Genomic DNA, 25315 nt, shown 5'->3' with positions numbered 1-25315 from the left:
TTTGATTATAAACAATGATAAATACAAATAAAAATATAAACCCTATAGCAATTAGTATAGATTTGTGCTAAAATATCTTGTGAACTAGGGGGGATTGATATTGGATATAATAACATCAATAATGCAGTTTAGTTCGAAGGCGCTAAGTAATATAGTTTTTGTTATTTCAATGTATTATTTATGCATCTCTTTTTTTGGGCTTTATAGAAAAAAAGAAAATAATTCTGTAGAACCAAAGAAAAGCTTCGCGTTAATAGTTGCAGCACATAACGAAGAACAAGTAATTCAAGACATAATCCATAGTTTAAAAAGATTGGACTATCCAAAGAATTTATATGACATTTTTGTTGTTGCTGATAACTGTACTGATAAAACCGCAGCTAAAAGTAAAAGTGCTGGTGCAATAGTATATGAAAGATATAATAAAACTAAACGTGGAAAAGGATTTGCACTAGAATGGGTTTTTGACAAGATTTTTAAGTTGGATAGAAAATATGATGCAGTTGTTATATTTGATGCAGATAATCTTGCTTCCAGAAACTTCTTAAGAGAAATGAATACAAAGCTTTGTGAGGGATTTAAGGTTGTTCAAGGATATCTTGATAGTAAAAATCCTCATGATACTTGGATTACAGGAAGTTATTCCATAGCTTTCTGGACATCAAATAGAATGTTTCAACTTTCAAGAAGAAATTTAGGGCTTTCTAATCAGTTGGGTGGAACAGGCTTCTGTATTGATACCGACACTTTAAAAGAATTAGGCTGGGGTGCAACTTGTTTAACTGAAGATCTTGAATTTACTTGCAAGCTAGTGTTGAATGGCCACAAGGTAGGCTGGGCACACGATGCTGTTGTGTATGATGAAAAACCATTAACTTTGTCACAGTCATGGTGGCAGAGAAAAAGATGGATGCAAGGTTTTGCAGATGTAACTGGCAGGTATTTTTTGAAACTAATTAAAAAAGGCATTGTAGAACGTAATTTTACTGCTATTGACTGCGCTCTTTATAGTATACAGCCTATGATTATTATAGTACTTGGTATTGCTACTCTATTAGATGCTGCAAGCAGGTTTAAAAGTTTATTTACAACAATTAAGGGATTGTTTACTTTCTCTAATGTCCCTGCAATATTTAATTTATCTAATATAAATACTATTACTATGATTTTATTGGTAGTTTCTGTATTACAGTTCATATATACTCCAATAGTATTGTTTTTAGATAAAAAACTTGATTTTAAGGTGTTCCTTTATTATTTTATTTTTCCTATCTATACAATAACTTGGTTACCAATATCTATACAAGGTATTATAGATAAGAATAAAAAGGAATGGAGTCATACTGTACATACGCGCAGTATAAATATTTCAGAGCTCGAAAAAGTTAATTAATTTATATAGAATAAGACAGCAATATATTGCTGTCTTATTCTATATAAATTAAGTTTAAATAACAAAAGTGTATTAAATTATATAGAAATAAAAAAAATTAGAAATTATGATAAATTTATTAAAAATTAAGAGGAAAAACAGAATTTTTGTTGAATATATAATTTAGTGTTCTCTTATGAGGGGGGAAAGTGACTTAATGGATGAATACATAGTAGGAATTGATATTGGATCTTCCAAAATATGCGGCGCTGCTGGTAAAATTGATAAGCAAGGAAAACTTCAAATAGCAGGTGTAAAGTCTGTTGCTTGCAGCGGTTTAAAGAAGGGCATAGTAGTTGATATTGATAGTACTTCAGAAGCAATCAGAAGCTGTATTGAGCAACTAAACAGAATGATTGATAAAGAAATTACTAATGTCTATATATCTCTTCCAGGTGGTATTTGCGAGTTAGTACCTAGTCAGGGTGTTGTTGCAATATCTTCTGAAGATCGTGAAATTAATAAGAATGATGTACAAAGAGTGTTAAATGCTGCAAAGGTGATATCTATTCCATCAAATAAGGAAATTATTGGAGTAATCCCAAATGAATATATAATAGATGGATTTGATAATATTAAAGACCCTATTAGCATGTCAGGGCTCAAATTAGAAGTGGATGCACATGTGATTTTAGCTCAAACAACTATCGTAAGCAATTTAATAAAAAGTGTAAGAAACTCCGGCTTAAGTGTTAATGGAATAGCACTAGAGCCATTGGTAGTATCTCAAATCGCACTGAAAAAGGACGAGTTAAAAATGGGTTCAGTTCTTTTAGATATTGGTGCAGATAAAATTGATATTTCTGTTTATAAAGATGGAGATATTCTATATACAGAAATGATACCGTTTGGAGGAAACACAATTACCAATGATATTGCGTTATGTCTTAAAATACCTTTTTCTGAAGCGGATAATTTAAAGCTTAAATATGGTAGCTTAGAAAAACCAAGTAATTTAGCTGCTAACACTATAAAGGTTAGTGTTGGATATAACGATATTGTTAATGTGAATTATTCTACTTTGATTGATATTATTGAAGCTAGAGTAGAGGAATACTTTATATTAATTAAAGATAGTCTTCAACATAGTGGTCATCTTGAGGATATTGCAAATGTAATTATAGTAGGTGGTGGAGTTAGCTACTTTAAGGGCATTTGTGAGCTTGGCAGAAATGTATTTAATATACCAGTCAGAGTTGGAGTTCCTGAATACTTGGGAGCATCAAGTCCAGTATATAATACAGCTGTTGGTATAATAAGAGATGTCACAAAATCATCAAGTTACGCAGAACCTGTGCGAAAAAGTAAAGAAACTACGGTATATAGGGAAGAACAGCAGGATGGAAGAGAGTTGGATAGTGAACAAACAGGCGTTTTATCTAAAATCAAAGGATTTTTAGCAGATTTTTTCTAATAAGGAGGTATTATTGTGCTAGATTTTGATGTTGATTTTCAACAATTTGCGCAGATAAAAGTAATTGGTTGCGGCGGTGGTGGAAATAACGCTGTAAACAGAATGATTAAGGGTGGACTTAAAAATGTAGAATTTATAGTAGTAAATACTGATAAACAAGCTTTAATGCTTTCACAAGCATCACAAAAAATTCAAATTGGTGATAAGCTTACTAAAGGGTTAGGTGCCGGTGCTAATCCTGAAATTGGTATGAAAGCTGCTGAAGAAAGTAAAGAAGAAATTTCTCAGGCTATTAAGGGAGCGGATATGGTATTCATAACTGCTGGAATGGGTGGAGGTACCGGTACTGGTGCTGCACCGGTAATTGCAGAAATTGCAAAATCTATGGGGATATTAACTGTCGGTGTTGTAACCAAGCCATTCCCTTTTGAAGGAAGAAAAAGAATGCTTAATGCAGAACTAGGGATTAAGAATTTGAAAGAAAGAGTAGATACTCTTGTTACAATTCCAAATGAAAGGTTATTAAGTATTGTTGATAAAAAAACTCCACTAGTTGAATCATTTAAACTTGCTGATGATGTATTAAGGCAAGGGGTTCAAGGTATTTCGGATCTAATAACTATACCAGGACTTGTTAACCTGGACTTTGCAGATGTTAAGACAATAATGATTGATAAGGGATTAGCTCACATGGGCACTGGAGAAGGCCGTGGCGACAGCAGAGCTCAAGATGCTGCTAAGCAGGCAATTTCTAGTCCATTGCTAGAAACATCAATTCTTGGTGCAACTGGAGTGCTTTTAAATATTACAGGTGGACAGGATTTCTCCTTGATAGAAATGAATGAAGCTGCAGAGATTGTTCAACAAGCTGCTGATCCTGATGCCAATATAATTGTTGGTGCAGTTATTGATGAAAATTTAAAGGACGAAATCAGAATAACAGTTATTGCAACTGGGTTTGAGCAAGTTAAGCATGAAGGGGCTAGTTCAAAGGCCTCAATTGGTAGAAGCGAAGCTGCTATAACAATGGAAAAAGAAAAACAAGAAGATAATGATCTTGAAATACCTGCTTTTTTAAGAAGGTCCTCAAGAAGATAAAAGTGCCGAAAGGCACTTTTTTATTTTGTCATTTTTCAGTAGCTAAAAGGATTTATGGTGAGGTATTTTGACACATTTTAAGAATAAAAAATAATAAGTCTAAATAAAAAGTGACAAAATTTTGAAAAGAATAGATATATAATTAATTTAAAGGGGGGAGGTAAATTGGTTATATATCTGGATACTTTGCTTTTAGAGAATTTCATTGTAAATTATTTTTTGCTATATATAACTTCCCAAACTATTAGGATTAAGGTTAAAACCTGGAAACTTGCATTAGCTGCTATAATAGGTGCTGCTTATGTTTTAACAAAGATATATCCAAGCCTTATAATTTTTACAAGTCTATTATTTAAGGTATTGATAGCAGGTGTTATGGTTCTAATTGTGTTCAATCAATTAAATGTTTTGTTTAATTTAAAAGCTCTATTGATTTATATGCTTTATTCTATGCTTTTAGCAGGGTTATGTTTCTTTATAGTGTTTAATCAAACAAATTATATGGGTGACTTTAGCGTTTTCTACGATTTTGAGTATAAGAAACTTATGCTTGCTATAATCATATTTTATTTAACAATAAATAGATTAGTCATTTTTATAAAGGATAGAAAAGAATTAAGTACACTTATATATACTGTAGATATTGTTAGCAATAATATTGAAAAGAAGGTTTTAGCATTTTTAGATACTGGAAATGAATTAAGAGAACCGGCCACTAATTTACCGGTGATGATAATAGAAAAAAGTTATTTTCAAGATATTGATATAAATGAAAAAAATGCTTTCTACATACCATACAGAGTTGTTGATGGCAGTGTTGGTAAATTGATAGGATTTAAACCAGAGTATATTAAAATTCATTATGGCAACGAAATAAAACAGAAAGAAGTTATAGTTGCATTATGTGAAAATAACTTAAGCAGTTTAAATGAATACCAGGCATTGTTATCAAGAGGAATAATTTGAGTACGGGGGGACGTTATGATTAGATTAAAAATATTATTAAACAGATTATTGACCAGATTCAAAGCTTTCGTTGGGAAATTATATTACATTGGTGGAAACGATGCATTACCTCCTCCATTAAGTAAGGAAGAAGAAGAGGACTTGGTTGCAAAGCTTGTTATTGGTGATGAGAGTGTCAGATCAATATTGATTGAAAGAAACTTAAGACTGGTAGTATATATTGCTCGTAAATTCGAAAATACTGGTGTTAATGTTGAAGATTTAATTTCAGTAGGAACTATTGGGCTTATAAAGGCTGTAAATACTTTTGACCCAAATAAAAAGATAAAGCTCGCAACCTATGGATCTAGATGTATTGAAAATGAGATATTAATGTATTTAAGAAGAAATAGTAAAGTAAAAGCAGAAATATCTTTTTATGAACCATTGAATATAGATTGGGATGGCAATGAACTTCTACTTTCAGATATTTTGGGAACAGAGAATGATGCTGTATATAATTTAATAGAAGATGAGGTAGACAAGCAGTTGCTATTTGTCGCTATGAAAAAATTAAATAAAAGAGAAAAAGAAATTGTACAATTGAGATTTGGATTAAATGGTGAAGGAGAAAAAACGCAAAAGGAAGTAGCTGATATGCTTGGAATATCGCAGTCTTATATATCAAGACTGGAAAAAAGAATTATTAAGAGACTAAAAAAAGAAATAAATAAAATGATATAAGGTTGTCTTTAGTATAAAAAACAGCCCCTCGGGAAACAATTTAAATGCTACTATTCAAAAGGGGCTGATGACAGGATGATGATAAACAAAGTAGAAATTTGTGGTGTTAATACCGCAAAACTCCCAGTTTTAAAGGAAGCAGAGATGAGACGGCTGCTTTATAACATGAAAGATGGGGATGAAGCTTCTAGAGAAAAATTCATTAAGGGCAATCTAAGATTGGTTTTGAGCGTTATACAAAGATTCAACAATAGAGGAGAAAATGTAGATGATTTATTTCAAGTTGGTTGTATAGGATTAATAAAAGCCATTGATAATTTTGATTTATCCCAAAATGTAAAATTTTCAACATATGCTGTGCCAATGATCATAGGAGAAATAAGAAGATACCTTAGGGATAATAATTCTATTAGGGTTAGCAGATCGCTTAGAGACATAGCCTATAGAGCGCTTCAGGTGAGGGATAAATTAGTAAGTGAGAATAACAAGGAGCCTACTATCTCTCAAATTGCAAAAGAACTTAAGGTTCCTAGAGAAGAGGTTGTGTTTGCATTAGATGCAATTCAAGATCCGGTTTCTCTATTTGAACCCATATACCATGATGGCGGTGATGCTATATATGTTATGGATCAAATCAGCGATAACAAAAATCTAGACGACAGTTGGCTAGAAAATATATCAATAAAAGAGGCTATGAAAAAGCTTAATGATAGGGAAAAACTTATTTTAACGCTGCGATTCTTTGATGGAAGAACTCAAATGGAAGTTGCGGATGAGATAGGAATATCCCAAGCACAAGTATCAAGATTAGAAAAAACAGCCCTTAGACATATGAGAAAATACATATAAGAGCCCTAAGGGCTCTTTTTTATGCACTTTTTTCATATATAGTGTACTAGCTTCATAGAATTGTATTAAGGTCTTATTCTAATACATGTACAAGCAATAATATTTGTAAAATTAACATATTATGGAGGAGAGGATGAAAATGGAATTATCTATGTATTCTATAGGAAACATAAGATCTATGGAAGTAATAGACCTATCAACAGGAGCAAAGCTTGGTTTTATAAAAGACTTAAAGGTAGACTGTGATCAATATAAAATTTTATCTATACTTTTACCAAATCAGAAAATATCCTGGTTCAGTAAAAATGATAGTATTGAAATTCCGTGGTCAAAGGTAACGAAGATAGGTATTGACGTAATTCTTGTTGATGGAAGCGGGTTAGCGATTAGCAATAGAGAGTAGAAAAAATATTTAATTAAGTATATAATGTACTTGTATAACAGAATCATATAACAAAAGGATGTGAATGAATTGAAATGTCCATACTGCGGCCATGAAGAAAGCAAGGTTGTAGATTCACGGTCAACAGAAGATGATATGTCTATCAGAAGGCGAAGAGAATGCTTAAAATGCACAAAAAGATATACTACATATGAAAAAGTTGAAGATATACCTGTTTTGATTATAAAAAAAGACAGTAGCAGAGAATATTTCGATAAGTCCAAGATTATAAACGGGCTTTTAAAGGCATGCCAGAAGAGACCGGTTTCCCGTATGCAAATAGAAACTATAGCTGATAATATAGAAAAGCAATTAAGCAATCAAATGCTAACTGAGGTTAAATCTGACTATATAGGTGAAATGATAATGGAAAATTTGAAAAGCATAGACGATGTAGCCTATGTTAGATTTGCTTCCGTATATAGACAATTTAAAGACATTAATACATTTATGGAAGAGATTAAAAACTTAATGATAAACAAGTAAAAATGCCCTATGGGCATTTTTATTATGTGTTAAATTACAGTTAAGTTTTTTAGGAAATTATATCTAAAATACAATGACGTGATAAAATCTTATTATGAGGTGAAGTAGTTTTGGAATCATTATATATAGATAATCATGAATTTTTGAAGGTAAAAGAGGACAATGCTAATATATTATTTTCTACTTCTAAGGGAGAGCTTGATTTTAATATAAACTATACAGAAGGTAAAGATAACATTGAAAAATTAAAAGCTTGGTTCTGTTTAAAGGATGTAGGATATCTTTCTCAAATACACAGTGGCAATATTTTTACTTATGATGGCAATTTATACGAAGGGGATGCTTTGATAACTGATAAAAAGAATGTAGCTGTTGGTATATTTACAGCAGATTGTGTACCGGTTTTAATCTTTGACAAGGCTAAGCAAGTTATTGCAGCCGTTCACAGTGGGTGGAAGGGGACTCTTAATGGAATTTCTGCAAATACTGTATTAGAACTCATAAATAATTATGGAAGTATTCCTGAGGATTTAATAGTATATATAGGGCCTCATAACAGGGGGTGCTGCTATGAAATAGGAAAGGATGTAGAAGAGTTATTTTTAGATAATAAGCTGTATAGAGATTTAGAAATAGTAAATCAGGGAAATCTAAATCTTGAAAGGTGCATTGTTGCTCAATTAGAACATGTAGGAGTACAGCAAAAAAATATTAAATGTATTGATATTTGTACCTATTGTAGTGAAGATGTGCAACTTTATTCCTATAGAAAAGATAAGGATAGCTGTGGTAGAATGTTTTCCTTTGTCTATTTAGAGTAAATTGGAGGATCAATTATGTTGGAATATAAGATACTAGCTGTTGACGATGAAGAACATATACAAGAGTTATTAAAATTCAATTTAGAAAATAGCGGGTATAAAGTCATATGCTGCAGTACTGGCACAGAAGCTTTAAAGCTTGCCAAGGTAGAAAAACCAGATTTAATTCTGCTGGATGTAATGCTTCCTGGAATAGATGGCTATGACGTTTGCAAAGAAATTAGAAAGGATAATAATATATCCAGTATACCTATTATCATGATAACTGCTAAGAGTGAGGAATTGGATAAAATACTTGGCTTGGAACTAGGTGCAGATGACTATATGACTAAGCCATTTTCTATAAGAGAACTTTTGGCAAGGGTTAAGGCTGTATTAAGAAGAACTACTATCCAACCTATAGATAAGTCCTATAGATTTGATAATATAATAGTTGATTTTGAGAAACACGAAGTAACAAAGGAAGGAAAAAGAGTCGAATTAACCCTTAAAGAATTTGAAGTGCTTGAAATACTTATAAAAAATAAAGGTAGAGTTGTAACTAGAGAATTTCTTTTAGATAAGGTTTGGGGATATGAATATTTTGGTGAAACTAGAACTGTAGACGTTCATATCAGACATTTAAGGCAGAAGATTGAAGAGGACGATAAGTCACCAAAATTTATCGAAACAATAAGAGGGGTTGGGTACAGGTTTAATATAGGAGACTAAAAATGAAGAGGAAACTAATACAATCTATTCTTAGTGTACTAATTTGCAGTGTAATCATTTTAACTATATTTTTTATAAAAATTATTAATAACCAATATAGTCAGAACTTGCAGCACAATCTTCAAAGCAATAATGCATTTGTCATAAGCCTAATAAATTCAAATAACGTTTTAAGCAATGAATCTTTCTTTAAAACAAACCTAAGTAATATCGAAACCAGAGTTACATATATAGACAAGTCTGGCAATGTCTTACTTGATTCGAAAATTGATAATGAAACAATGAATAATCACAATAACCGTCCTGAAATTATTCAAGCAAGGCAGAAGGGCTATGGATACAGCGTAAGATATAGCGAATCTATGAAAAAAAACATGCTTTATGCAGCTGCAGAATTTAATGATGGATTTATAATGAGAAGCTCACTGCCTTTGGAATTTATTAATAGCTTTGAAAATAGGTATGTTAAGAGTTATATTATAGTAATAGTAGGTGTAATTTTATCGGCATCAGTTATTTCTTCAAGACTTTCTCAAGTAATACTAAAACCTATAAAGGATCTTCAGCATATAACTTTTAGAGTAGCAAATGGAGAACTTTTTAGGAGAGTTAAGATACTAAGCAATGATGAAATTGGAGAGTTAGGAAAAGCCTTCAATGATATGGCTGATAAACTTCAAAAATCAATTAAAGAAGTGACAGAGAGGCAGACAAAGCTGGAAGCTATTTTAAAAAGTATGGATAGTGGTGTTATAGCTGTAGATAAAAATCATAAGGTGATAATGATAAATCCATATGCTGAAGAGATATTTGGAATTAATAAAGATATAATAGGACAAGATTTAATGCACATTATAAAAGATTTTGAATTAGAGAGCATATTTAATAATACTACTGACCAATATACGGAGCTAAAATTACTATGGCCTAAAGAAAGAGATTTAAGAATTAGAAGGGCAGATATTATTAATGACAATGAGTTAATTGGAACTGTAGCCGTGGTTCAGGATATCACCGATATAAAGAGACTTGAAAATATGAGATCACAGTTTGTTGCAAATGTTTCTCATGAGCTTAAAACTCCTTTAACCTCAATAAAGGGGTTTGCTGAAACTCTTAAATTTGTAGAAGATCCCCAAAAACGAGATAAGTTTCTAGATATTATTAATGATGAAGCTGAAAGGTTAACAAGATTAATTAATGACATTTTAACTTTATCTTATATAGAGCAGCACAAGGAAATAAAAAGTGAATTGTTTAATGTTAACCAGGTAATACAAGATGTGTATTACTTAATGAAAAATACCGCAGAAAATAAAAAAATTAATCTTAAGACTGAAATAAACAAAGATATTATGCTAAAAGGAGATATCGACAAATTTAAGCAGATGCTCATAAACCTTGTAGATAATGCTATAAAATACTCTGAAGAAGGTGATAGAGTATTTATTGGCGCAGATATAGAAAATAATAAAAAAATTATCTGGGTGGAAGATACAGGAGTTGGTATGTCTAAGGAGCATTTAAGCCGTATATTTGAAAGGTTTTATAGAGTTGATAAAGCAAGATCAAGAGCTCAAGGAGGAACGGGTTTAGGACTGGCTATTGTAAAACATATTGTATTAAGTTTAAACGGCAGCATAAATGTTGAAAGTGAAGTAGGAAAGGGAACAAAATTTACTGTTAAAATACCTTTTTAAAAAAGATAGAATGTCTATCTTTTTTATTTTTCATCTTATTGGGAATGGTATGCATTGACTAAAATTCTCAGTTAAGGTATTATAACTTAATGAATACATTACCAATTAGGAGTGGCAATATGAAGAATACTATAGTTAAAGTGATTCCAGGCAGTATAGCTGAAGAATTAGAGATAGAGGTAGGAGATAAGCTAATTACTATCAATGACACTGTTGTCAAAGATATTATTGACTATAAATTTCTAATGGCTGATGAATATATTGTTGTTCAGATAGAAAAGATAAATGGTGAACTTTGGGATTTAGAAATCGAAAAAGAGTATGATGAAGATTTGGGTGTAGAATTTGAAAGTTCTATTTTAGACAAGGCTAGAAGCTGCTCTAATAAATGTGTGTTTTGTTTTATTGATCAACTTCCGAAAGGCATGAGAAATACTCTATATTTTAAAGATGATGACTCAAGATTATCATTTCTGCAAGGTAACTTTGTAACTATGACAAATATGAAGGATGAAGATATCGATAGGATTATAAGATATAGAATTAGTCCTATTAATGTTTCGGTTCATACTACAAATCCAGAACTTAGAGTAAAAATGCTTAATAATAGATTTGCCGGAAACATATATGAAAGATTAAAAAAGTTGGCTGAAGCAGGAATAGATATTAACTGTCAAATAGTTCTTTGTCCTGGACTAAATAATGGAGAAGAACTCATTAGAACAAGTGAAGATTTATTTAAGCTGTACCCTGCAATAAAAAACTTGGCTGTTGTACCTGTTGGCGCAACAAAATTTAGGGAAGGGCTTTTTCCAGTAACTTTATATGACAGAGAAAGCAGCCGCAAAGAGATTGCTATGGTTTCAACGCTTCAGGAAAAATATATTAGTATAGTTGATCACCCTTTTATCCGGTTATCGGATGAATTTTATATATTGGCCGATTTGGATGTTCCTCCTTCGGAGTTTTATGGTAATTATGAACAGCTGGAAGATGGAATAGGAATGATTAGATTGTTTAGAGATAATATTAATAACACTTTAAAGAACTTAAATAAAAATGCTACAGGATCATTTACATTTATTACTGGAACCTCTGCTTTCAAAGAAATTGAGGCTGCGGCTAAAAGAATTAATTTAGAGAATTCCGAAATTAAAATAGATACTGTAAAAATAGTAAATAGGTTTTTTGGTGAAACTATAACTGTGGCCGGATTATTAACTGGCAGGGATATAATTTCTCAGGTTAAGGAATATGCTTTAGGCGAATACGTAATAATACCTAGAAATATGCTAAGAAGCGGTGAAGATGTTTTTCTTGATGACATTACTTTGAATGAACTTGAAAATACGTTAAACCGAAAAATTATAATAACTGATTATTCAGGAGAAGATTTAATAGAGAAGATTAATAATTTTTGCAAGGAGGAAAAATAAATGGGCAAACCGATTGTGGCAATAGTTGGAAGACCGAATGTGGGAAAATCCACTCTTTTTAACAAGATTGCTGGAAAGAGAATTTCTATAGTTGAAGATATTCCGGGGGTAACAAGAGATAGAGTATACGCTGAGGCAGAATGGCTAAGATATAATTTTACTATTATTGATACTGGTGGTATAGAGCCTGAAAATGGAGATGTTATATTATCTCAAATGAGACGGCAGGCACAGATTGCTATTGATACAGCTAACGTTATAGTGTTTATTGTTGATGGTAAAGAGGGCCTTACAGGTGCTGATGCAGAAGTTGCTCAGATGCTTAGGAAAAGTAAGAAGCCTATAGTATTAGTTGTAAACAAGGTGGACTCACTAAAGGAAGAAGACAATGCCTATGAGTTTTATAATTTAGGAATAGGTGATCCTATTACCATATCTTCATCACAAGGCTTAGGATTAGGTGATATGCTAGACAGAGTAGTATCTTATTTTCCAGAAGATGATTCTTCTAGTGAAGAAGATGAGTATATTAAGATAGCTATGGTTGGGAAACCTAATGTAGGAAAATCCTCACTTATTAATAAGCTTTTAGGTGAAGAAAGAGTTATAGTTAGCGATATCCCTGGAACTACGCGTGATGCAATAGATAGTGTACTAGAAACAGATATAGGAAAGTTTTTGCTTATTGATACGGCTGGACTCAGAAGGAAAAGCAAGATAAAAGAAGAACTTGAAAGATATAGTGCTGTAAGAACTTTAGCTGCTATTGAAAGAGCTGATATTTGTATTTTAATGATAGATGCTACTGAAGGTGTATCAGATCAAGACGAAAAAATTATTGGTTATGCCCATGAACAAGGAAAAGCAATAATGGTTATAGTTAATAAATGGGACCTGATTGAAAAAGACGATAAAACTATGGATACCTTCAAAAAGAATCTTCAGTATAATTTATCCTTTATAGATTATGCGCCATATCTCTTTATATCTGCAAAGACTGGTCAGAGAGTGCACAAGGTGCTTGAAGTAGCTAAAGAATGCTATGGAAACTTTTCTAAGCGTGTATCTACAGGGCTCTTAAATGACGTAATAAACAAGGCAGTTTTAATGAAGGAACCACCTATTGTTGGCTTAAAGAGACTAAAGATTTACTATGTAACACAAGCTGAGACTAAACCACCATTATTTATATTTTTTATTAATGATTATCAAACATTGCATTTTTCATATGAGAGATATTTAGTAAACCAGCTTAGAGAAAACTTTGACTTCAAGGGAACTACAATAAAACTACAATTCAGAGAGAGGAAAGAGTAATATGAGTTGTAAGGTTACTTTTTTAGGTGGCGGAAGTTTCGGTACTGCTCTAGGAATAATGCTTGCGAAAAAAGGCTTGGAAGTCAATATTTGGGACAGAGATAAAAGCGTTATAGAAGATATAAATGTTAAAAGAGAAAATTTAAAGTATCTGCCTAAAATAACTATTCCCTATAATGTAAAAGCATTCTCAGATATAGAAGAAGCGGTAAGTGGAAGTGATGTAATTGTGCTAGCTGTGCCCTCACATGTCATTAGAATATTGAGTAGACAAATAAGTCAGTTAGTTAATGAGAATCAAATAGTAGTAAGTATAGCAAAAGGGATAGAAGAAGATTCACTTAAAAGGTTATCTCAGGTTATTGAAGAAGAAATTCCCCAGTGCCCTGTTGTGGTTTTATCTGGACCAAGTCATGCTGAAGAAGTTGCTTTAGATATACCTACTGTAGTAGTAGTTACATCGAGAGATATGACAAGTGCCGAGAAAATTCAGGATATATTTATGACCAATAAATTTAGAATTTATACAAATGAAGATATTATCGGAGTGGAAATAGGTGGAGCAGTAAAAAATATTATAGCTTTGGCTGCAGGAATATCTGATGGTATAGGTTATGGAGATAATACAAAATCAGCTTTAATGACAAGAGGTATGAGCGAAATTACGAGGATAGGAATAAAGCTTGGTGGAAAAAGTGAAACTTTTGCCGGAATAACAGGCATGGGAGATCTTATAGTAACTTGCACTAGTATGCATAGCAGGAATAGAAGAGCAGGAATTTTAATAGGACAGGGAGTTTCTGTAGAAGAAGCTACTTCTAAAATTGGCATGGTTGTTGAAGGCATAAAGGCCTGCAATGCATTTTATAAGCTTAAAGAACAGCTTAATGTTTCTATGCCCATAACTGAAGTGCTTCACAAAGTGTTGTTTGAAGGTAAAGATGCAAAGCATGGAGTATACGAACTTATGTCACGTGATAAAAAGAGTGAGATTTATGATATATAAATATTAAATAAAAGATTTTTTGTAATAATTTTATTTTTTCCCAATATATATATAGTGTTAATATGTATTAATTGGGAGGGTATGCGTTGGAAAATTTCGATATATATAAGGACATAGCCGAAAGAACGCAGGGAGACATTTATGTTGGAGTTGTTGGACCAGTAAGAACAGGTAAATCGTCGTTTATAAAGAGATTTATGGATTTGATGGTAATACCCAATATTGAGAACTCCTATAAGAAACAAAGGGCAAAGGATGAACTGCCTCAAAGTGCATCAGGAAAAACTATTCATACAACTGAACCTAAATTTGTTCCGAATGAAGCAGTAGAAGTTAAGCTAGGAGATGGGGCTAAATTTAAGGTTAGAATGGTTGATTGTGTTGGTTATATTGTTAAAGGAGCTTCAGGTTATACAGAAGGAAATGAAGCTAAAATGGTATCAACCCCCTGGTATGATCATGAAATACCTTTTGAAGAGGCGGCAGAGATTGGCACAAAGAAGGTTATAAACGAGCACTCAACAATAGGACTAGTTGTAACAACTGATGGTTCCATAACTGATATATCAAGAGAGGATTACACGGAGGCTGAAGAAAGAGTTGTAAATGAATTAAAAGCAATAAATAAGCCATTTATTATTATTTTAAATTCAGCACGTGTTAATGATCCTAAGACATTGGCTCTAAAACTAGAATTAGAAGCAAAATATGATGTTCCTGTTCAGGTTATGGATGTACTTAATATGAAGGAAGAAGATATAGCAACTGTCTTCCAGGTTGTACTTAAGGAATTCCCAGTGGCTGAAATCAACATAGACATACCTGAATGGATTGAAAAATTAGATTCTAAGCACTGGCTTAAGGCTAACTTCTTTAACCTTGTAAAGGATATGTGTAAAAAAATATTTAAGGTTAGAGATATTAAACGCTCGCTTGACGAATTCAAAGAAGTTGAGTTTCTTGATGTAGCAGACCTGAGTGAGATGAACATGGGAAATGGAACAGCTCGTGTAGGTTTCAATCCTAAGAGCGGTTTATTCTACAGAGTTCTGAGTGAAGTATGTGGATATGAAATAAAAGGTGAAAATGAACTTTTATCAATAATGCACGATTTACACAGAGCAAAGGTTGAGTATGATAAGGTAGAAGCTGCTTTAAAAGACGTAAAAGAAACTGGTTACGGTTTGGTTGCTCCTCAGTTATCTGAAATGAAGCTTGAAGAGCCTGAGTTTGTGAAGCAGGGAAGTAGATGTGTTGTTAAGCTTAAGGCAAGCGCACCATCTCTTCACTTTATAAAGGCTGATATTGAGACTGAAATATCACCTATTATGGGCACAGAAAAGCAAAGTGAAGAACTTATGAAGTCGCTTCTTGAACAATTTGAAAATGATAAATCAAAAATCTGGCAAAGCAATATGTTTGGAAAGCCATTAGAAATACTCGTAAAAGAGGAGCTTCAGAACAAGTTATATAAAATGCCTGAAGACGTTCAAAGTAAGCTTCAAAGAACTCTTCAAAAAATTATCAATGAGGGCAATGGCGGCTTGATTTGCATAATACTTTAATTCATAGTTATGTATTAAATTAGGCATACCTACCAAAGTATGCCTAATTTATATTGATTTTTATTTATTCTGTGCTATAATAATGTTGTTATCTGGGTATAGCGCAGATGGTAGCGCGCTAGAATGGGGTTCTAGAGGTCGCAGGTTCAAATCCTGTTACCCAGACCATAGGAAAAGCTTGTAATCATATGATTATGAGCTTTATTTTATAATTATTTATAGAATATGAATTATTAAGCTTGGGTACCATATTATTGAGGTGATGATAATATGGCAACAAAAGGTGAAAAGAAAAGAAAAAATGATAATAAAACTACTAATGAAAAGAGAGCTAATCCTATAACCTTAGACGTAAAACCAGATGCAACAGAGCCAGTAAGGGGATTGCCTAAAATTTAAAAGAGCTTTTAACAAGCTCTTTTAAATTCCGGTTTTTTACAATCTGTTTTCATAGTATTCGATTATTTTTGCATATTTTCCTCCAAGCTTTGCAGTCAAATTATCACCGTAATCATAAGAAACTATATCATCTTGTGGGGTATCATCAATATTGTTGTTTAAATTATCAACATCATTCATTACTGGTATATTTATCATATTTATCACCTCCTGGCGATAGGTTGTCAATATCTATCTAGTAGGTATGTTTTTATTTTAAGCAAAGACAAATATTATATACTCTTATATTAAATTTTTATAAGAAAAGAGGAATATCATGGATAAGATTTATACTAAGACTGGAGACAAAGGATTTACTACAAACTTACTTAATAAAAAGTATTCAAAAGCAGACATTGAAATGGAACTTCAAGGCGGAATAGATGAAATAAATGCTAATATAGGACTTCTAAGAAGTCTTATAAAATCAAGTTTTTGTGATTTTAAAGCAGAAAATGAAAAAAGATTAGATGAAATCCTTAAAAAAATTCAGTATCACCTTTATCTAATTGGCATAGAAATTTCAACGGAGTTTACAGAATTGTATATATCAGACGACGAAATTAGTATTTTAGAAAATGAGATAGACTATATGGTTGATAAGACGGAGCCTATGAAATCATTTATTTATTATTCTGGAAGCAAGATAGCGGCCTTTTCACATACATTGAGAACATTAGTCAGGAGAGTTGAAAGAATTTACGTAAGAGCTTTAGAAGATTCGTTTTATCCTAAAAGCTATGAGTACATAAATCGATTATCTGATTACTTTTTTACTGTTAGCAGATTTGTAAATGAGTTGCAAGGGTATAAGGATGAGCCAATGATCCTAAATCAATAAGAAATTCTAGTGTTGCTATAAAAATGATGACTTTATGAAATAAATATTGTAAAATATATAATGTGTGAAAGAATTATTTCAATTAATTCAAATCAATTATATTACTCTAAGGGGTGTTAAAGGTGGAAGTTAGCAATAGCAACACTGAAAAAAAAGTTGCAGTAATTTTTAATGGCGGAACAATATCCATGAAAGTCGATCCTAGGATTCATGCTGCAGTTCCTACTCTTACTGGAGAGGAAATAATGTCAATGGTTACTGGAATAGAAAAATTTGCTCAAATAGAGTCATATACTTTTTCTAATTTGCCAGGACCACATATGACTCCTGAAACAATGCTGGAATTGTCTAAATACATTCAGAAATTCTTAGATAGGGAAGACATAACTGGTGCTGTAGTAACTCATGGCACAGATACTTTAGAAGAAACTGCGTTTCTATTAGATTTGACAATTAATAGCGAGAAGCCAGTTGTAGTAACTGGATCAATGAGAAATAGCTCTGAATTAGGATATGATGGTCCAGCAAATTTAGCAGCATCTATATGTACGGTTATTTCGGATGAGTCCAAAAATAGAGGAGTGCTTGTTTGCTTGAATGATGAACTTAATTGTGCAAGTGAAGTTACTAAAGCAAATTCCATGAGTTTAGATACGTTTAAAAGTCCTAACTTTGGGCCTATAGGAATCGTAGATAGCAATGAGGTTATTTTCTATAGAGATAGTCTTAAGAAACATCATATCTTTACGCATAATATTGAGTCCAATGTAGATTTAATAAAATGCGCTGCAGGTATGGATTCAAAATATATAGATTATTGTTTAAATCAAGGAACAAGGGGAATAGTAATTGAAGCTTTTGGAAGAGGAAACATTCCTCCAAGTATGGTTGATGGAATTAAGAGAGCTATAGAAAAAGGAGTTCCAGTAGTATTAGTGTCGAGATGTTTTCAAGGTAGAGTTCTTGATTCCTATGGATATCATGGTGGTGGAAAAGAGCTTAGAAACCTCGGTGTTATCTTTGGGGACAACTTACCTGGTCAAAAAGCGAGAATAAAGCTAATGCTGGCTTTAAGCAAGACTAATGACCTGGCTGCTATTAAGGATATATTTGAGTCAGGACATTATCAATATCATTAATTAGTATAGATTGAAATGTTTATATGCATTTCAGTCTTTTTTCATGCCTCAAATCCAGTAACAATTAGCTGTTCAAATGAATAGTATGATAAAAAACTATCTTTTGGGGGAATATTCAATGAAGGTTAATAATAGATTAGATTCTTTGTCTGAATATCATTTTCAAAGGCTCGATGAGATTAAAAAAAAATTATTAATTAGTGGAAAAACTCTTTTAGATTTAAGCATTGGTGATCCAGACTTGCCAGTTGAAAATAATATAATTGACGGACTTATTAGAGGACTGGGTATAGAAGATTATAATAAATACCCTCCTTACTCTGGTGTAGATGGGCTTAAAAATAGCATTATTAAATATTATAATGATGTATATTCTGTAAAACTAGATGTTAATGAGGTGCTGATTTTAATCGGTTCAAAAGAAGGATTAAATAACGTAATTCCTGCTTTATGCAGTATTGGCGACTATGCATTAGTACCGAAGCTTGCTTATCCTGTTTACGAAACTTGCTGTCGTCTTTGGGGGGTAAAAACATTCAAGTTTGAACTTGAAGAGAAAAACAATTATCTGCCAGAACTGCTAAATATACCGGATGAAATTTTAGAAAAAAGTAAATTTATGATGCTTAATTATCCAAATAATCCTACCGGGGCGGTAGCAAATGAAAGCTTCTACAAAGATGCTTTAAAATTTTGCAGCAAAAAAAATATTGTTGTAATAAATGACGGTGCCTATAATGAGATACTAAGGCCTGGGGAAAAACCATTGAGTATTTTACAGGTTGATAGCAAAAAACAATGTATAGAATTTGGAACTTTTTCTAAAATATATAACATGACTGGTTTTAGAATTGGATATGCTGTAGGAAATAGAGATATAATAAAAGCATTATTAAAGATAAAAAGTAATGTAGATTCTGGTCAGTTTATTCCTATTCAATATGCAGCAATTGAGGCGTTAAAACTTAGCCGTAAGTATGTTGATGATATAAGAAAGGTATATCTTGAGAGAAAGGTATTAACTGAAAAACTTCTTAGTAAACATAATATCGATTTTTATAAGAGCGAAGGCACATTTTATGTTTGGTGCAAAGTCCCAAAGAATTATACCACTGAAAGCTTTTGTGAAGAATTATTAAATGATTTTGGGATAGTTGTAACACCTGGAACAGCTTTTGGTGAGTGTGGAAAAGGCTATTTTAGAATAGCCTTAACTAAAGATAAGTACGAAATAGATAAAATAATGAGCAATTTAAGATGTTATTAAAAAAATTCTTCTAGAGCATAGATGGATTTAACTAAAAAAACCATCTATGCTTTAAAAATAAAATTTAATATGATTTAAATATCTCCAAAATTAACCTTATAAGCAAATTTATCTTGCAATTTTATGAATGGTTTATGTATAATTAGGTGTGAACTTAATAATGGGTCGGAAGGATGAGCTTATTATGACCAATAGCATGACTGGATTTGGAAGAGGAAGTACAGAAGAAAATGGAAGAAGTTTTATTGTAGAAATAAAAAGCGTTAATCATAGATATTTGGATTTAAATATTAAAATGCCTAGAAATTTAGCTTCTCTAGAGGATAGAATAAGAAGAGCTCTATCTGAAAAGATTAATAGAGGTAAGATTGATGTCTATGTAACACAGAATATTATTGCCTCAAATGATGTAGCTGCAAATTTTAATTATGCTCTAGCTGATAGCTATATTAAATGTCTTAAAGAAATCAAAGATAGATATGAAGTAAGAGATGATATTTCCGTTTCACTCATTTCAAGGTTTCCTGATGTTATAACATTAAACCAAAAGGAAGAAGATATTGAGACCTTATGGAATATAATATCGGTATCATTAAATGCTGCTATTGATATGCTTGTTTCTATGAGGCAAAAAGAAGGGCTAAAATTAAAGGAAGACATATTATCAAGATGCAATTACATAAATAACCATATTGCTAAGATTGTCGAAAGAGCTCCTGTACTTTTAGTGGAATATAAGGAAAAATTAGAAAAAAGAGTTAAAGAACTTTTGAATGATGCTAAGCTTGATGAAGGTCGTATGGCAATGGAAATAGCAATATTTGCAGATAAATCAAATATTGATGAAGAAATAGTGAGGCTTAACAGTCATATAGTCCAAATGAAAGACACTCTTGAGCTTGCTGAGCCTATAGGCAGGAAATTAGACTTTATTATACAGGAGATGAATAGAGAAGCAAATACCATTGCTTCTAAAGCAAACGACTTAGAATTAACCAATATAGTTTTAAACATTAAAAATGAAATAGAAAAAATTAGAGAGCAAGTTCAAAATGTTGAGTAAGCTAGGAGGATTAGAATGAGCATTAAGCTAATAAATATTGGTTTCGGTAACATAGTTTCTGCAAATAGACTTGTAGCTATTGTAAGTCCTGAATCAGCACCAATAAAAAGAATAATTCAAGAAGCCCGAGATAGAGGTATGCTTATTGATGCTACCTATGGAAGAAGAACTAGGGCAGTAATAATAACTGACAGCGATCATGTAATTTTGTCAGCAGTTCAGCCTGAAACTGTTGCACATAGATTATCATCTAATAAGGATGAAGTGGAAATTGATGAGGTAGATGAATAATGAAAGAAAAAGGACTTTTATTAGTTATCTCAGGGCCTTCTGGAGCAGGGAAGGGTACAATATGCAAAGCTCTTCTTGATAACAATGAGTTTTGGCTTTCAGTATCAGCAACCACCAGACAGCCTAGAGAAGGAGAAATTGACAGCAAGAACTATTTTTTTATAACTAAGGATGAGTTTAAGCAAAGAATTGAAAAAGATGATTTTTTAGAATATGCAGAGGTCTATGGAAATTATTATGGAACTCCTAAATCTAATGTTTTAAAAGTACTTGAAAGCGGCAAAGATGTGATTTTAGAGATTGATATACAAGGGGCGTTAAAAGTTAAAGAAGCATTTAGAGAGGGGATTTTCATTTTTATTCTTCCGCCATCTATGGAAGAATTAAAACAAAGAATAATAAGAAGAGGGAGTGAGACTCCAGAATCTCTGATGACTAGATTTAAGTCTGCCTATAAAGAGATTAACTATGTATCAAAATATAGTTATGCTGTGGTTAATGATACAGTTGAAGAAGCAGTAAAGAAAATAGAAAGCATTGTGGTCGCAGAAAGATGTAGAGTAGATAGAATTAAAGATACAATTTTAAATTCAAAGGAGGAGTCAATTCATGAACAACTCTATGATTAATCCATCTATAGTAGATTTGTTAAACAAAGTTGACAACAGATATTCATTGGTAATAATAACTTCAAAGAGAGCTAGACAAATAATAGATGGCAGTAAACCATTAATCGATACAGAAAAAAATAAGCCTTTAACTGTAGCTATAAACGAGGTTTATTCAGGTGAAATAGTATACGAAACAGTGAAAGAAGGAATTAAATAGCATGAATTCTGAAAAAACTGTGGTGGTTGGAGTTTGCGGTGGTATTGCTGCTTACAAAGCTTTAGATGTTATTAGTAGTCTCAGAAAAAACAATATAAATATAAATGTAATAATGACAGATAGCGCAGTAAAGTTTGTCAATCCGCTTAGTTTTCAATCTTTAAGTCAAAACATGGTTGTAACAGATATGTTTGCTGAACCTAAGGCTTGGGAGATACAGCATATTTCTCTTGCTAAGAAAGCGGACTTAATGCTTATTATTCCTGCAACTGCAAATGTTATAGGTAAAGTAGCAAGTGGTATTGCAGACGATATGCTTACAACAACAATTATGGCTTCCACGGCACCTGTAGTTTTTGCACCTGCTATGAACACGAATATGTATATAAATCCTATAGTTCAAGAAAATATTGCAAAGCTTAAAAATTTAGGATACAGCTTTATTTCACCAGCCAGCGGAAGATTAGCTTGTGGAGATGTAGGAGAGGGGAAATTAGCAGACACCAAGCTTATTTGTGAAATAGTATTAAGTAAACTATATGATAAAAAAGATTTGCAAAATAAGAGAGTACTAGTAACTGCTGGACCCACCATAGCCCCGATAGATCCAGTTAGATATATTACAAATAGATCTTCTGGAAAAATGGGATTTGCTATAGCTGAAGAGGCAAGAGACAGAGGTGCAAAAGTTACGTTGATATCTGGACCTACTAACATTACACCTCCATTTGGTGTAAACTTTATCAGTGTTAAAACAAATCAAGAGATGTTTGATAAAGTTATCGAATATTTTCCAACACAAGATATTGTTATTAAATCCGCTGCTGTTGCTGATTATAAACCTAGAGAATACTCAGAACAGAAAATAAAGAAAATAGAAGATGATTTAACTTTAACATTTATAAGGGATAATGATATCTTGAAAAAACTTGGAGAAATAAAAAAGCATCAAGTGCTTATAGGTTTTGCTGCTGAAAGCAATAACTTAATAGAAAATGCAAAGATTAAACTTGCTAATAAGAATTTAGATTATATCGTTGCAAATGATATAACTAGCGAAGATGCAGGCTTTGCTGTTGATGAAAATAAGGTTGTTATATTTAATAAAAATGGTTCTATAAAGCAATTAGATAGAATGTCTAAGAGATTAGTGGCTAGAGAACTATTTAATTTTATAAATTCATAAATACTAATAACTTTGGGGGGCAGACCTGATAAATTCATTTCAGGATGAGCCCTTTTTAATTTATTATAATAACAAAGGGTGATTAAGTGTATAAGTATGCTGGAGTTATAGTAAATAACAATTCTATTCAAGTTGATAAAGTTTTTACCTATGCAATTCCAGAAAAGTATAGAAAAATCATAAAGCTTGGATATAGAGTAAAGGTTCCCTTTGGATTAGGAAATAAGAGAATAGACGGGTTTGTAGTAAGCTTATTTAACGATTTTCAAGCTAGTTCAACTGTAAAAGAAATAGCAGATACATGCGAAGAATATTCGCTACTAGAACCAAAGGATTTAGAACTTATAGAGTATATGAGAGAAAAATATCTTTGCACTTATATAGAATGTATTAAAGCGCTGCTTCCCTCTGGTGTAACCAGAGGGATGAGAAATAAGATAAATCAAGTTATATATGTTGCAAAGAAACTAGAAGGCAAATACTGTAAGGAACCCTATGATAGTCTATATAATATAGTTTTTAATAACAATGGAAAGTTTAATAAAAATGAAATTAGTAAAAAATATCAAGTATCTGTATCTTCTATAAACACTTTGTTAAAGCATGGGTTTTTAACAAATGAAGAAATTATTATAAACAGATATAATGAAAGAAATTATACTGAATATAAAGAGAATGCTTTGAATCTAGAACAGTTAAATGCGGTAGATATAATTAATAATTCAAGCGATAAAACTTTTTTGATTCATGGGGTAACTGGCAGCGGAAAAACAGAAATATATATGAATTTAGTTAATCAAATGCTTAAAGAAGGAAAGGACTCTATAATACTTGTTCCCGAAATATCCTTAACCCCTCAAATGGTGGAAAGATTTAAGGGGAGATTTGGAAAAGATATAACTGTGTTTCACAGCAAGCTTTCTGAGGGTGAAAGGTATGATGAATGGCTGAGAGTGAAAAATAAAAACGTTAAGGTGGCAATAGGTGCTCGATCAGCTATATTTTTACCATTTGATAATTTAGGTTTAATTGTTATTGATGAAGAGCATGAGTCTAGTTATAAATCGGATAGTGATCCAAAGTATAGTGCTGTAGACATTGCACTATTTAAGTGTGAGAATAGTGATGCCAAATTAATATTAGGTTCTGCAACACCATCTATGGAAACATACTATAAATCAAAAAATAAGGATATAAAGTTGATAACCCTTAAAAACAGAGCTGATAATGCATTGCTTCCAAAGATAGAGCTTATAGATATGAGGGAAGAACTTATGTCTAATAATAAATCTATGTTTAGTAAAAGGCTTTTTGAAGAATTAGAAAATAGCCTCAGCAGTAATGAACAAAGTATTTTGTTTTTAAATAGAAGGGGATATTCACCATTCGTTTCTTGCAGGAAGTGCGGCTACGTATTTAAATGTGATAACTGTGATATTTCATTAACTTATCATAATGAAAATGGTTCTTTGGTTTGCCATTACTGTGGAATGAAGAAAAGAGCAACTAATATATGCCCTAAATGTGGAAGCAAATACGTAAAATACTTTGGAGTTGGTACAGAAAAAATTGAGCAGGAAGTGAATAAGTATTTCCCAAAGGCTAGAACACTTAGAATGGATTTTGATACAACTAGAAAAAAAAACTCTTATGAAAATATATACAACACATTTAAAGAATATAAAGCAGATATACTTATCGGAACTCAAATGATTGCTAAGGGATTAGATTTTAAGAATGTTACATTAGTTGGTGTCATAGCTGCTGACTTATCTTTAAACCTTCCTGATTTCCGGTCTGCAGAGAGAACTTTTCAACTTATTACTCAGGTTTCTGGGAGGGCTGGAAGGGGAGAAAAGCATGGTAAAGTTATAGTACAGACATATACACCTGATCATTATAGCATAGTTCATTCAGCATCAAATAATTATGAAGGTTTTTACAGTGACGAGATAAGTATCAGAAAAGATATGAACTATCCTCCTTTTTCAAAGATTTTATTGATCAATTTAAGCAGTAAAAATGAGAATTTATTAATAAAAAGTATACAAAATATTGGTTATATCTTGAAAAATATGTTGCAAAATGATGATAAAATAGAAATGTTAGGACCATGTCCTTCTGCTATATCAAAAATTAATGAACAGTACAGATGGCAAATTATTTTGAAAGGAAATATTGATTCTGGTATAGCAAATAAAATAAAAGATATTATTTATCAAACTCTAAAGGAAGTATATACTGAGATTAGAGTAAGCTTGGATATCAATCCAAACAGTTTATTATAAAAATAAAT

At 31.9% G+C, this 25315-nt stretch carries 26 protein-coding genes and 1 tRNA gene; 26 read left to right on the top strand and 1 reads right to left on the bottom strand.

Annotated features, from left to right (window positions below; translation table 11 throughout):
- Positions 1 to 121: 121 nt before the first annotated feature.
- The 17 genes from NBE98_RS10235 (at position 122) to NBE98_RS22445 (ending at position 16365) form a co-directional block, all read left to right on the top strand.
- Entirely contained in the window at positions 122 to 1393 is a 1272-nt protein-coding gene (locus tag NBE98_RS10235; protein ID WP_432432681.1) for a glycosyltransferase family 2 protein, read from the top strand.
- 196 nt (positions 1394 to 1589) lie between these two features.
- Positions 1590 to 2846, top strand: a complete 1257-nt coding sequence (ftsA, locus tag NBE98_RS10230) for a cell division protein FtsA (RefSeq protein ID WP_250814845.1) — start codon at positions 1590 to 1592, stop codon at positions 2844 to 2846.
- A gap of 15 nt (positions 2847 to 2861) precedes the next feature.
- Positions 2862 to 3944 (top strand): cell division protein FtsZ, encoded by a 1083-nt coding sequence (ftsZ, locus tag NBE98_RS10225; protein WP_250814844.1) that lies wholly within the window; start codon positions 2862 to 2864, stop codon positions 3942 to 3944.
- Between the two features lie 165 nt (positions 3945 to 4109).
- Positions 4110 to 4910: a sigma-E processing peptidase SpoIIGA gene (gene spoIIGA / locus NBE98_RS10220; RefSeq protein ID WP_250814843.1), complete on the top strand. Its 801-nt coding sequence runs from the start codon at positions 4110 to 4112 to the stop codon at positions 4908 to 4910.
- 15 nt (positions 4911 to 4925) lie between these two features.
- On the top strand, positions 4926 to 5633 hold the full coding sequence (sigE, locus tag NBE98_RS10215) for an RNA polymerase sporulation sigma factor SigE (protein WP_250814842.1): 708 nt from the start codon (positions 4926 to 4928) through the stop codon (positions 5631 to 5633).
- Positions 5634 to 5708: 75 nt separating this feature from the next.
- Entirely contained in the window at positions 5709 to 6482 is a 774-nt protein-coding gene (gene sigG / locus NBE98_RS10210; RefSeq protein ID WP_250814841.1) for an RNA polymerase sporulation sigma factor SigG, read from the top strand.
- A 133-nt stretch (positions 6483 to 6615) separates the two neighbouring features.
- Entirely contained in the window at positions 6616 to 6885 is a 270-nt protein-coding gene (locus NBE98_RS10205) for a YlmC/YmxH family sporulation protein (protein ID WP_250814840.1), read from the top strand.
- Between the two features lie 69 nt (positions 6886 to 6954).
- Entirely contained in the window at positions 6955 to 7410 is a 456-nt protein-coding gene (nrdR, locus tag NBE98_RS10200; protein WP_250814839.1) for a transcriptional regulator NrdR, read from the top strand.
- A 110-nt stretch (positions 7411 to 7520) separates the two neighbouring features.
- Complete coding sequence (pgeF, locus tag NBE98_RS10195; protein ID WP_250814838.1) at positions 7521 to 8231, top strand: peptidoglycan editing factor PgeF; 711 nt, start codon at positions 7521 to 7523, stop codon at positions 8229 to 8231.
- 15 nt (positions 8232 to 8246) lie between these two features.
- Positions 8247 to 8942 (top strand): response regulator transcription factor, encoded by a 696-nt coding sequence (locus NBE98_RS10190; protein ID WP_250814837.1) that lies wholly within the window; start codon positions 8247 to 8249, stop codon positions 8940 to 8942.
- Positions 8943 to 8944: 2 nt separating this feature from the next.
- Positions 8945 to 10642 carry a two-component system histidine kinase PnpS gene (gene pnpS, locus NBE98_RS10185; protein ID WP_250814836.1) on the top strand — a complete coding sequence of 566 codons (1698 nt, stop codon included), beginning with the start codon at positions 8945 to 8947 and terminating at the stop codon, positions 10640 to 10642.
- A 119-nt stretch (positions 10643 to 10761) separates the two neighbouring features.
- On the top strand, positions 10762 to 12078 hold the full coding sequence (locus NBE98_RS10180; RefSeq protein WP_250814835.1) for a DUF512 domain-containing protein: 1317 nt from the start codon (positions 10762 to 10764) through the stop codon (positions 12076 to 12078).
- The gene (gene der / locus NBE98_RS10175; protein WP_250814834.1) at positions 12079 to 13395 is read left to right on the top strand and encodes a ribosome biogenesis GTPase Der; all 1317 of its coding nucleotides are present in this window, start codon (positions 12079 to 12081) and stop codon (positions 13393 to 13395) included.
- Position 13396: 1 nt separating this feature from the next.
- Positions 13397 to 14401, top strand: coding sequence for an NAD(P)H-dependent glycerol-3-phosphate dehydrogenase (locus NBE98_RS10170; protein ID WP_250814833.1), 1005 nt, complete (start codon positions 13397 to 13399; stop codon positions 14399 to 14401).
- Positions 14402 to 14487: 86 nt separating this feature from the next.
- Positions 14488 to 15966 carry a stage IV sporulation protein A gene (gene spoIVA, locus NBE98_RS10165; protein WP_250814832.1) on the top strand — a complete coding sequence of 493 codons (1479 nt, stop codon included), beginning with the start codon at positions 14488 to 14490 and terminating at the stop codon, positions 15964 to 15966.
- Positions 15967 to 16058: 92 nt separating this feature from the next.
- Positions 16059 to 16134: transfer RNA gene (locus tag NBE98_RS10160), tRNA-Pro, on the top strand.
- A 102-nt stretch (positions 16135 to 16236) separates the two neighbouring features.
- The gene (locus NBE98_RS22445) at positions 16237 to 16365 is read left to right on the top strand and encodes a hypothetical protein (RefSeq protein ID WP_284703625.1); all 129 of its coding nucleotides are present in this window, start codon (positions 16237 to 16239) and stop codon (positions 16363 to 16365) included.
- A gap of 36 nt (positions 16366 to 16401) precedes the next feature.
- On the opposite strand, the gene NBE98_RS10155 is transcribed toward NBE98_RS22445, so the two are convergent.
- The gene (locus NBE98_RS10155) at positions 16402 to 16563 is read right to left on the bottom strand and encodes a hypothetical protein (protein ID WP_250814831.1); all 162 of its coding nucleotides are present in this window, start codon (positions 16561 to 16563) and stop codon (positions 16402 to 16404) included.
- Between the two features lie 118 nt (positions 16564 to 16681).
- Here NBE98_RS10155 and NBE98_RS10150 point away from each other — a divergent pair, with 118 nt between their 5' ends.
- From NBE98_RS10150 to priA, 9 genes are all read left to right on the top strand, one after another.
- Entirely contained in the window at positions 16682 to 17245 is a 564-nt protein-coding gene (locus NBE98_RS10150) for a cob(I)yrinic acid a,c-diamide adenosyltransferase (RefSeq protein WP_250814830.1), read from the top strand.
- Positions 17246 to 17367: 122 nt separating this feature from the next.
- The gene (locus NBE98_RS10145; protein WP_349305914.1) at positions 17368 to 18384 is read left to right on the top strand and encodes an asparaginase; all 1017 of its coding nucleotides are present in this window, start codon (positions 17368 to 17370) and stop codon (positions 18382 to 18384) included.
- 118 nt (positions 18385 to 18502) lie between these two features.
- Complete coding sequence (locus tag NBE98_RS10140) at positions 18503 to 19651, top strand: aminotransferase class I/II-fold pyridoxal phosphate-dependent enzyme (protein ID WP_250814829.1); 1149 nt, start codon at positions 18503 to 18505, stop codon at positions 19649 to 19651.
- A gap of 184 nt (positions 19652 to 19835) precedes the next feature.
- Complete coding sequence (locus NBE98_RS10135; RefSeq protein ID WP_250814828.1) at positions 19836 to 20714, top strand: YicC/YloC family endoribonuclease; 879 nt, start codon at positions 19836 to 19838, stop codon at positions 20712 to 20714.
- 15 nt (positions 20715 to 20729) lie between these two features.
- Positions 20730 to 21005 (top strand): extracellular matrix/biofilm regulator RemA, encoded by a 276-nt coding sequence (gene remA, locus NBE98_RS10130; protein WP_250814827.1) that lies wholly within the window; start codon positions 20730 to 20732, stop codon positions 21003 to 21005.
- A complete protein-coding gene (gmk, locus tag NBE98_RS10125; RefSeq protein WP_250814826.1) occupies positions 21005 to 21634 on the top strand; it encodes a guanylate kinase in 630 nt (209 codons plus the stop codon). The genes remA and gmk overlap by 1 nt, the downstream gene beginning before the upstream one ends.
- The gene (gene rpoZ, locus NBE98_RS10120) at positions 21615 to 21833 is read left to right on the top strand and encodes a DNA-directed RNA polymerase subunit omega (protein WP_250814825.1); all 219 of its coding nucleotides are present in this window, start codon (positions 21615 to 21617) and stop codon (positions 21831 to 21833) included. Before gmk ends, rpoZ begins: the two co-directional genes overlap by 20 nt.
- Before the next feature lies 1 nt (position 21834).
- On the top strand, positions 21835 to 23019 hold the full coding sequence (gene coaBC, locus NBE98_RS10115) for a bifunctional phosphopantothenoylcysteine decarboxylase/phosphopantothenate--cysteine ligase CoaBC (RefSeq protein ID WP_250814824.1): 1185 nt from the start codon (positions 21835 to 21837) through the stop codon (positions 23017 to 23019).
- Positions 23020 to 23105: 86 nt separating this feature from the next.
- A complete protein-coding gene (gene priA, locus NBE98_RS10110; protein ID WP_250814823.1) occupies positions 23106 to 25307 on the top strand; it encodes a primosomal protein N' in 2202 nt (733 codons plus the stop codon).
- Positions 25308 to 25315: the final 8 nt, after the last annotated feature.

The organism is Clostridium swellfunianum (assembly GCF_023656515.1).
Taxonomy (GTDB): Bacteria; Bacillota; Clostridia; order Clostridiales; family Clostridiaceae; genus Clostridium_AT; species Clostridium_AT swellfunianum.
This window is presented reverse-complemented; position numbering and strand designations above follow the sequence as displayed.

Excerpts from the sequence above, each read along its gene's own strand:
- rpoZ (WP_250814825.1), top strand. The coding sequence starts at position 21,615 with ATGAACAACTCTATGATTAATCCATCTATAGTAGATTTGTTAAACAAA.
- NBE98_RS10155 (WP_250814831.1), bottom strand. The coding sequence starts at position 16,563 with ATGATAAATATACCAGTAATGAATGATGTTGATAATTTAAACAACAAT.
- ftsA (WP_250814845.1), top strand. The coding sequence starts at position 1,590 with ATGGATGAATACATAGTAGGAATTGATATTGGATCTTCCAAAATATGC.
- der (WP_250814834.1), top strand. The coding sequence starts at position 12,079 with ATGGGCAAACCGATTGTGGCAATAGTTGGAAGACCGAATGTGGGAAAA.
- gmk (WP_250814826.1), top strand. The coding sequence starts at position 21,005 with ATGAAAGAAAAAGGACTTTTATTAGTTATCTCAGGGCCTTCTGGAGCA.
- NBE98_RS10190 (WP_250814837.1), top strand. The coding sequence starts at position 8,247 with ATGTTGGAATATAAGATACTAGCTGTTGACGATGAAGAACATATACAA.
- NBE98_RS10170 (WP_250814833.1), top strand. The coding sequence starts at position 13,397 with ATGAGTTGTAAGGTTACTTTTTTAGGTGGCGGAAGTTTCGGTACTGCT.
- NBE98_RS10150 (WP_250814830.1), top strand. The coding sequence starts at position 16,682 with ATGGATAAGATTTATACTAAGACTGGAGACAAAGGATTTACTACAAAC.
- sigG (WP_250814841.1), top strand. The coding sequence starts at position 5,709 with ATGATGATAAACAAAGTAGAAATTTGTGGTGTTAATACCGCAAAACTC.
- pnpS (WP_250814836.1), top strand. The coding sequence starts at position 8,945 with ATGAAGAGGAAACTAATACAATCTATTCTTAGTGTACTAATTTGCAGT.
- NBE98_RS10140 (WP_250814829.1), top strand. The coding sequence starts at position 18,503 with ATGAAGGTTAATAATAGATTAGATTCTTTGTCTGAATATCATTTTCAA.
- sigE (WP_250814842.1), top strand. The coding sequence starts at position 4,926 with ATGATTAGATTAAAAATATTATTAAACAGATTATTGACCAGATTCAAA.
- remA (WP_250814827.1), top strand. The coding sequence starts at position 20,730 with ATGAGCATTAAGCTAATAAATATTGGTTTCGGTAACATAGTTTCTGCA.
- NBE98_RS10205 (WP_250814840.1), top strand. The coding sequence starts at position 6,616 with ATGAAAATGGAATTATCTATGTATTCTATAGGAAACATAAGATCTATG.
- NBE98_RS10135 (WP_250814828.1), top strand. The coding sequence starts at position 19,836 with ATGACCAATAGCATGACTGGATTTGGAAGAGGAAGTACAGAAGAAAAT.
- coaBC (WP_250814824.1), top strand. The coding sequence starts at position 21,835 with ATGAATTCTGAAAAAACTGTGGTGGTTGGAGTTTGCGGTGGTATTGCT.
- NBE98_RS10235 (WP_432432681.1), top strand. The coding sequence starts at position 122 with ATGCAGTTTAGTTCGAAGGCGCTAAGTAATATAGTTTTTGTTATTTCA.
- NBE98_RS10180 (WP_250814835.1), top strand. The coding sequence starts at position 10,762 with ATGAAGAATACTATAGTTAAAGTGATTCCAGGCAGTATAGCTGAAGAA.
- NBE98_RS22445 (WP_284703625.1), top strand. The coding sequence starts at position 16,237 with ATGGCAACAAAAGGTGAAAAGAAAAGAAAAAATGATAATAAAACTACT.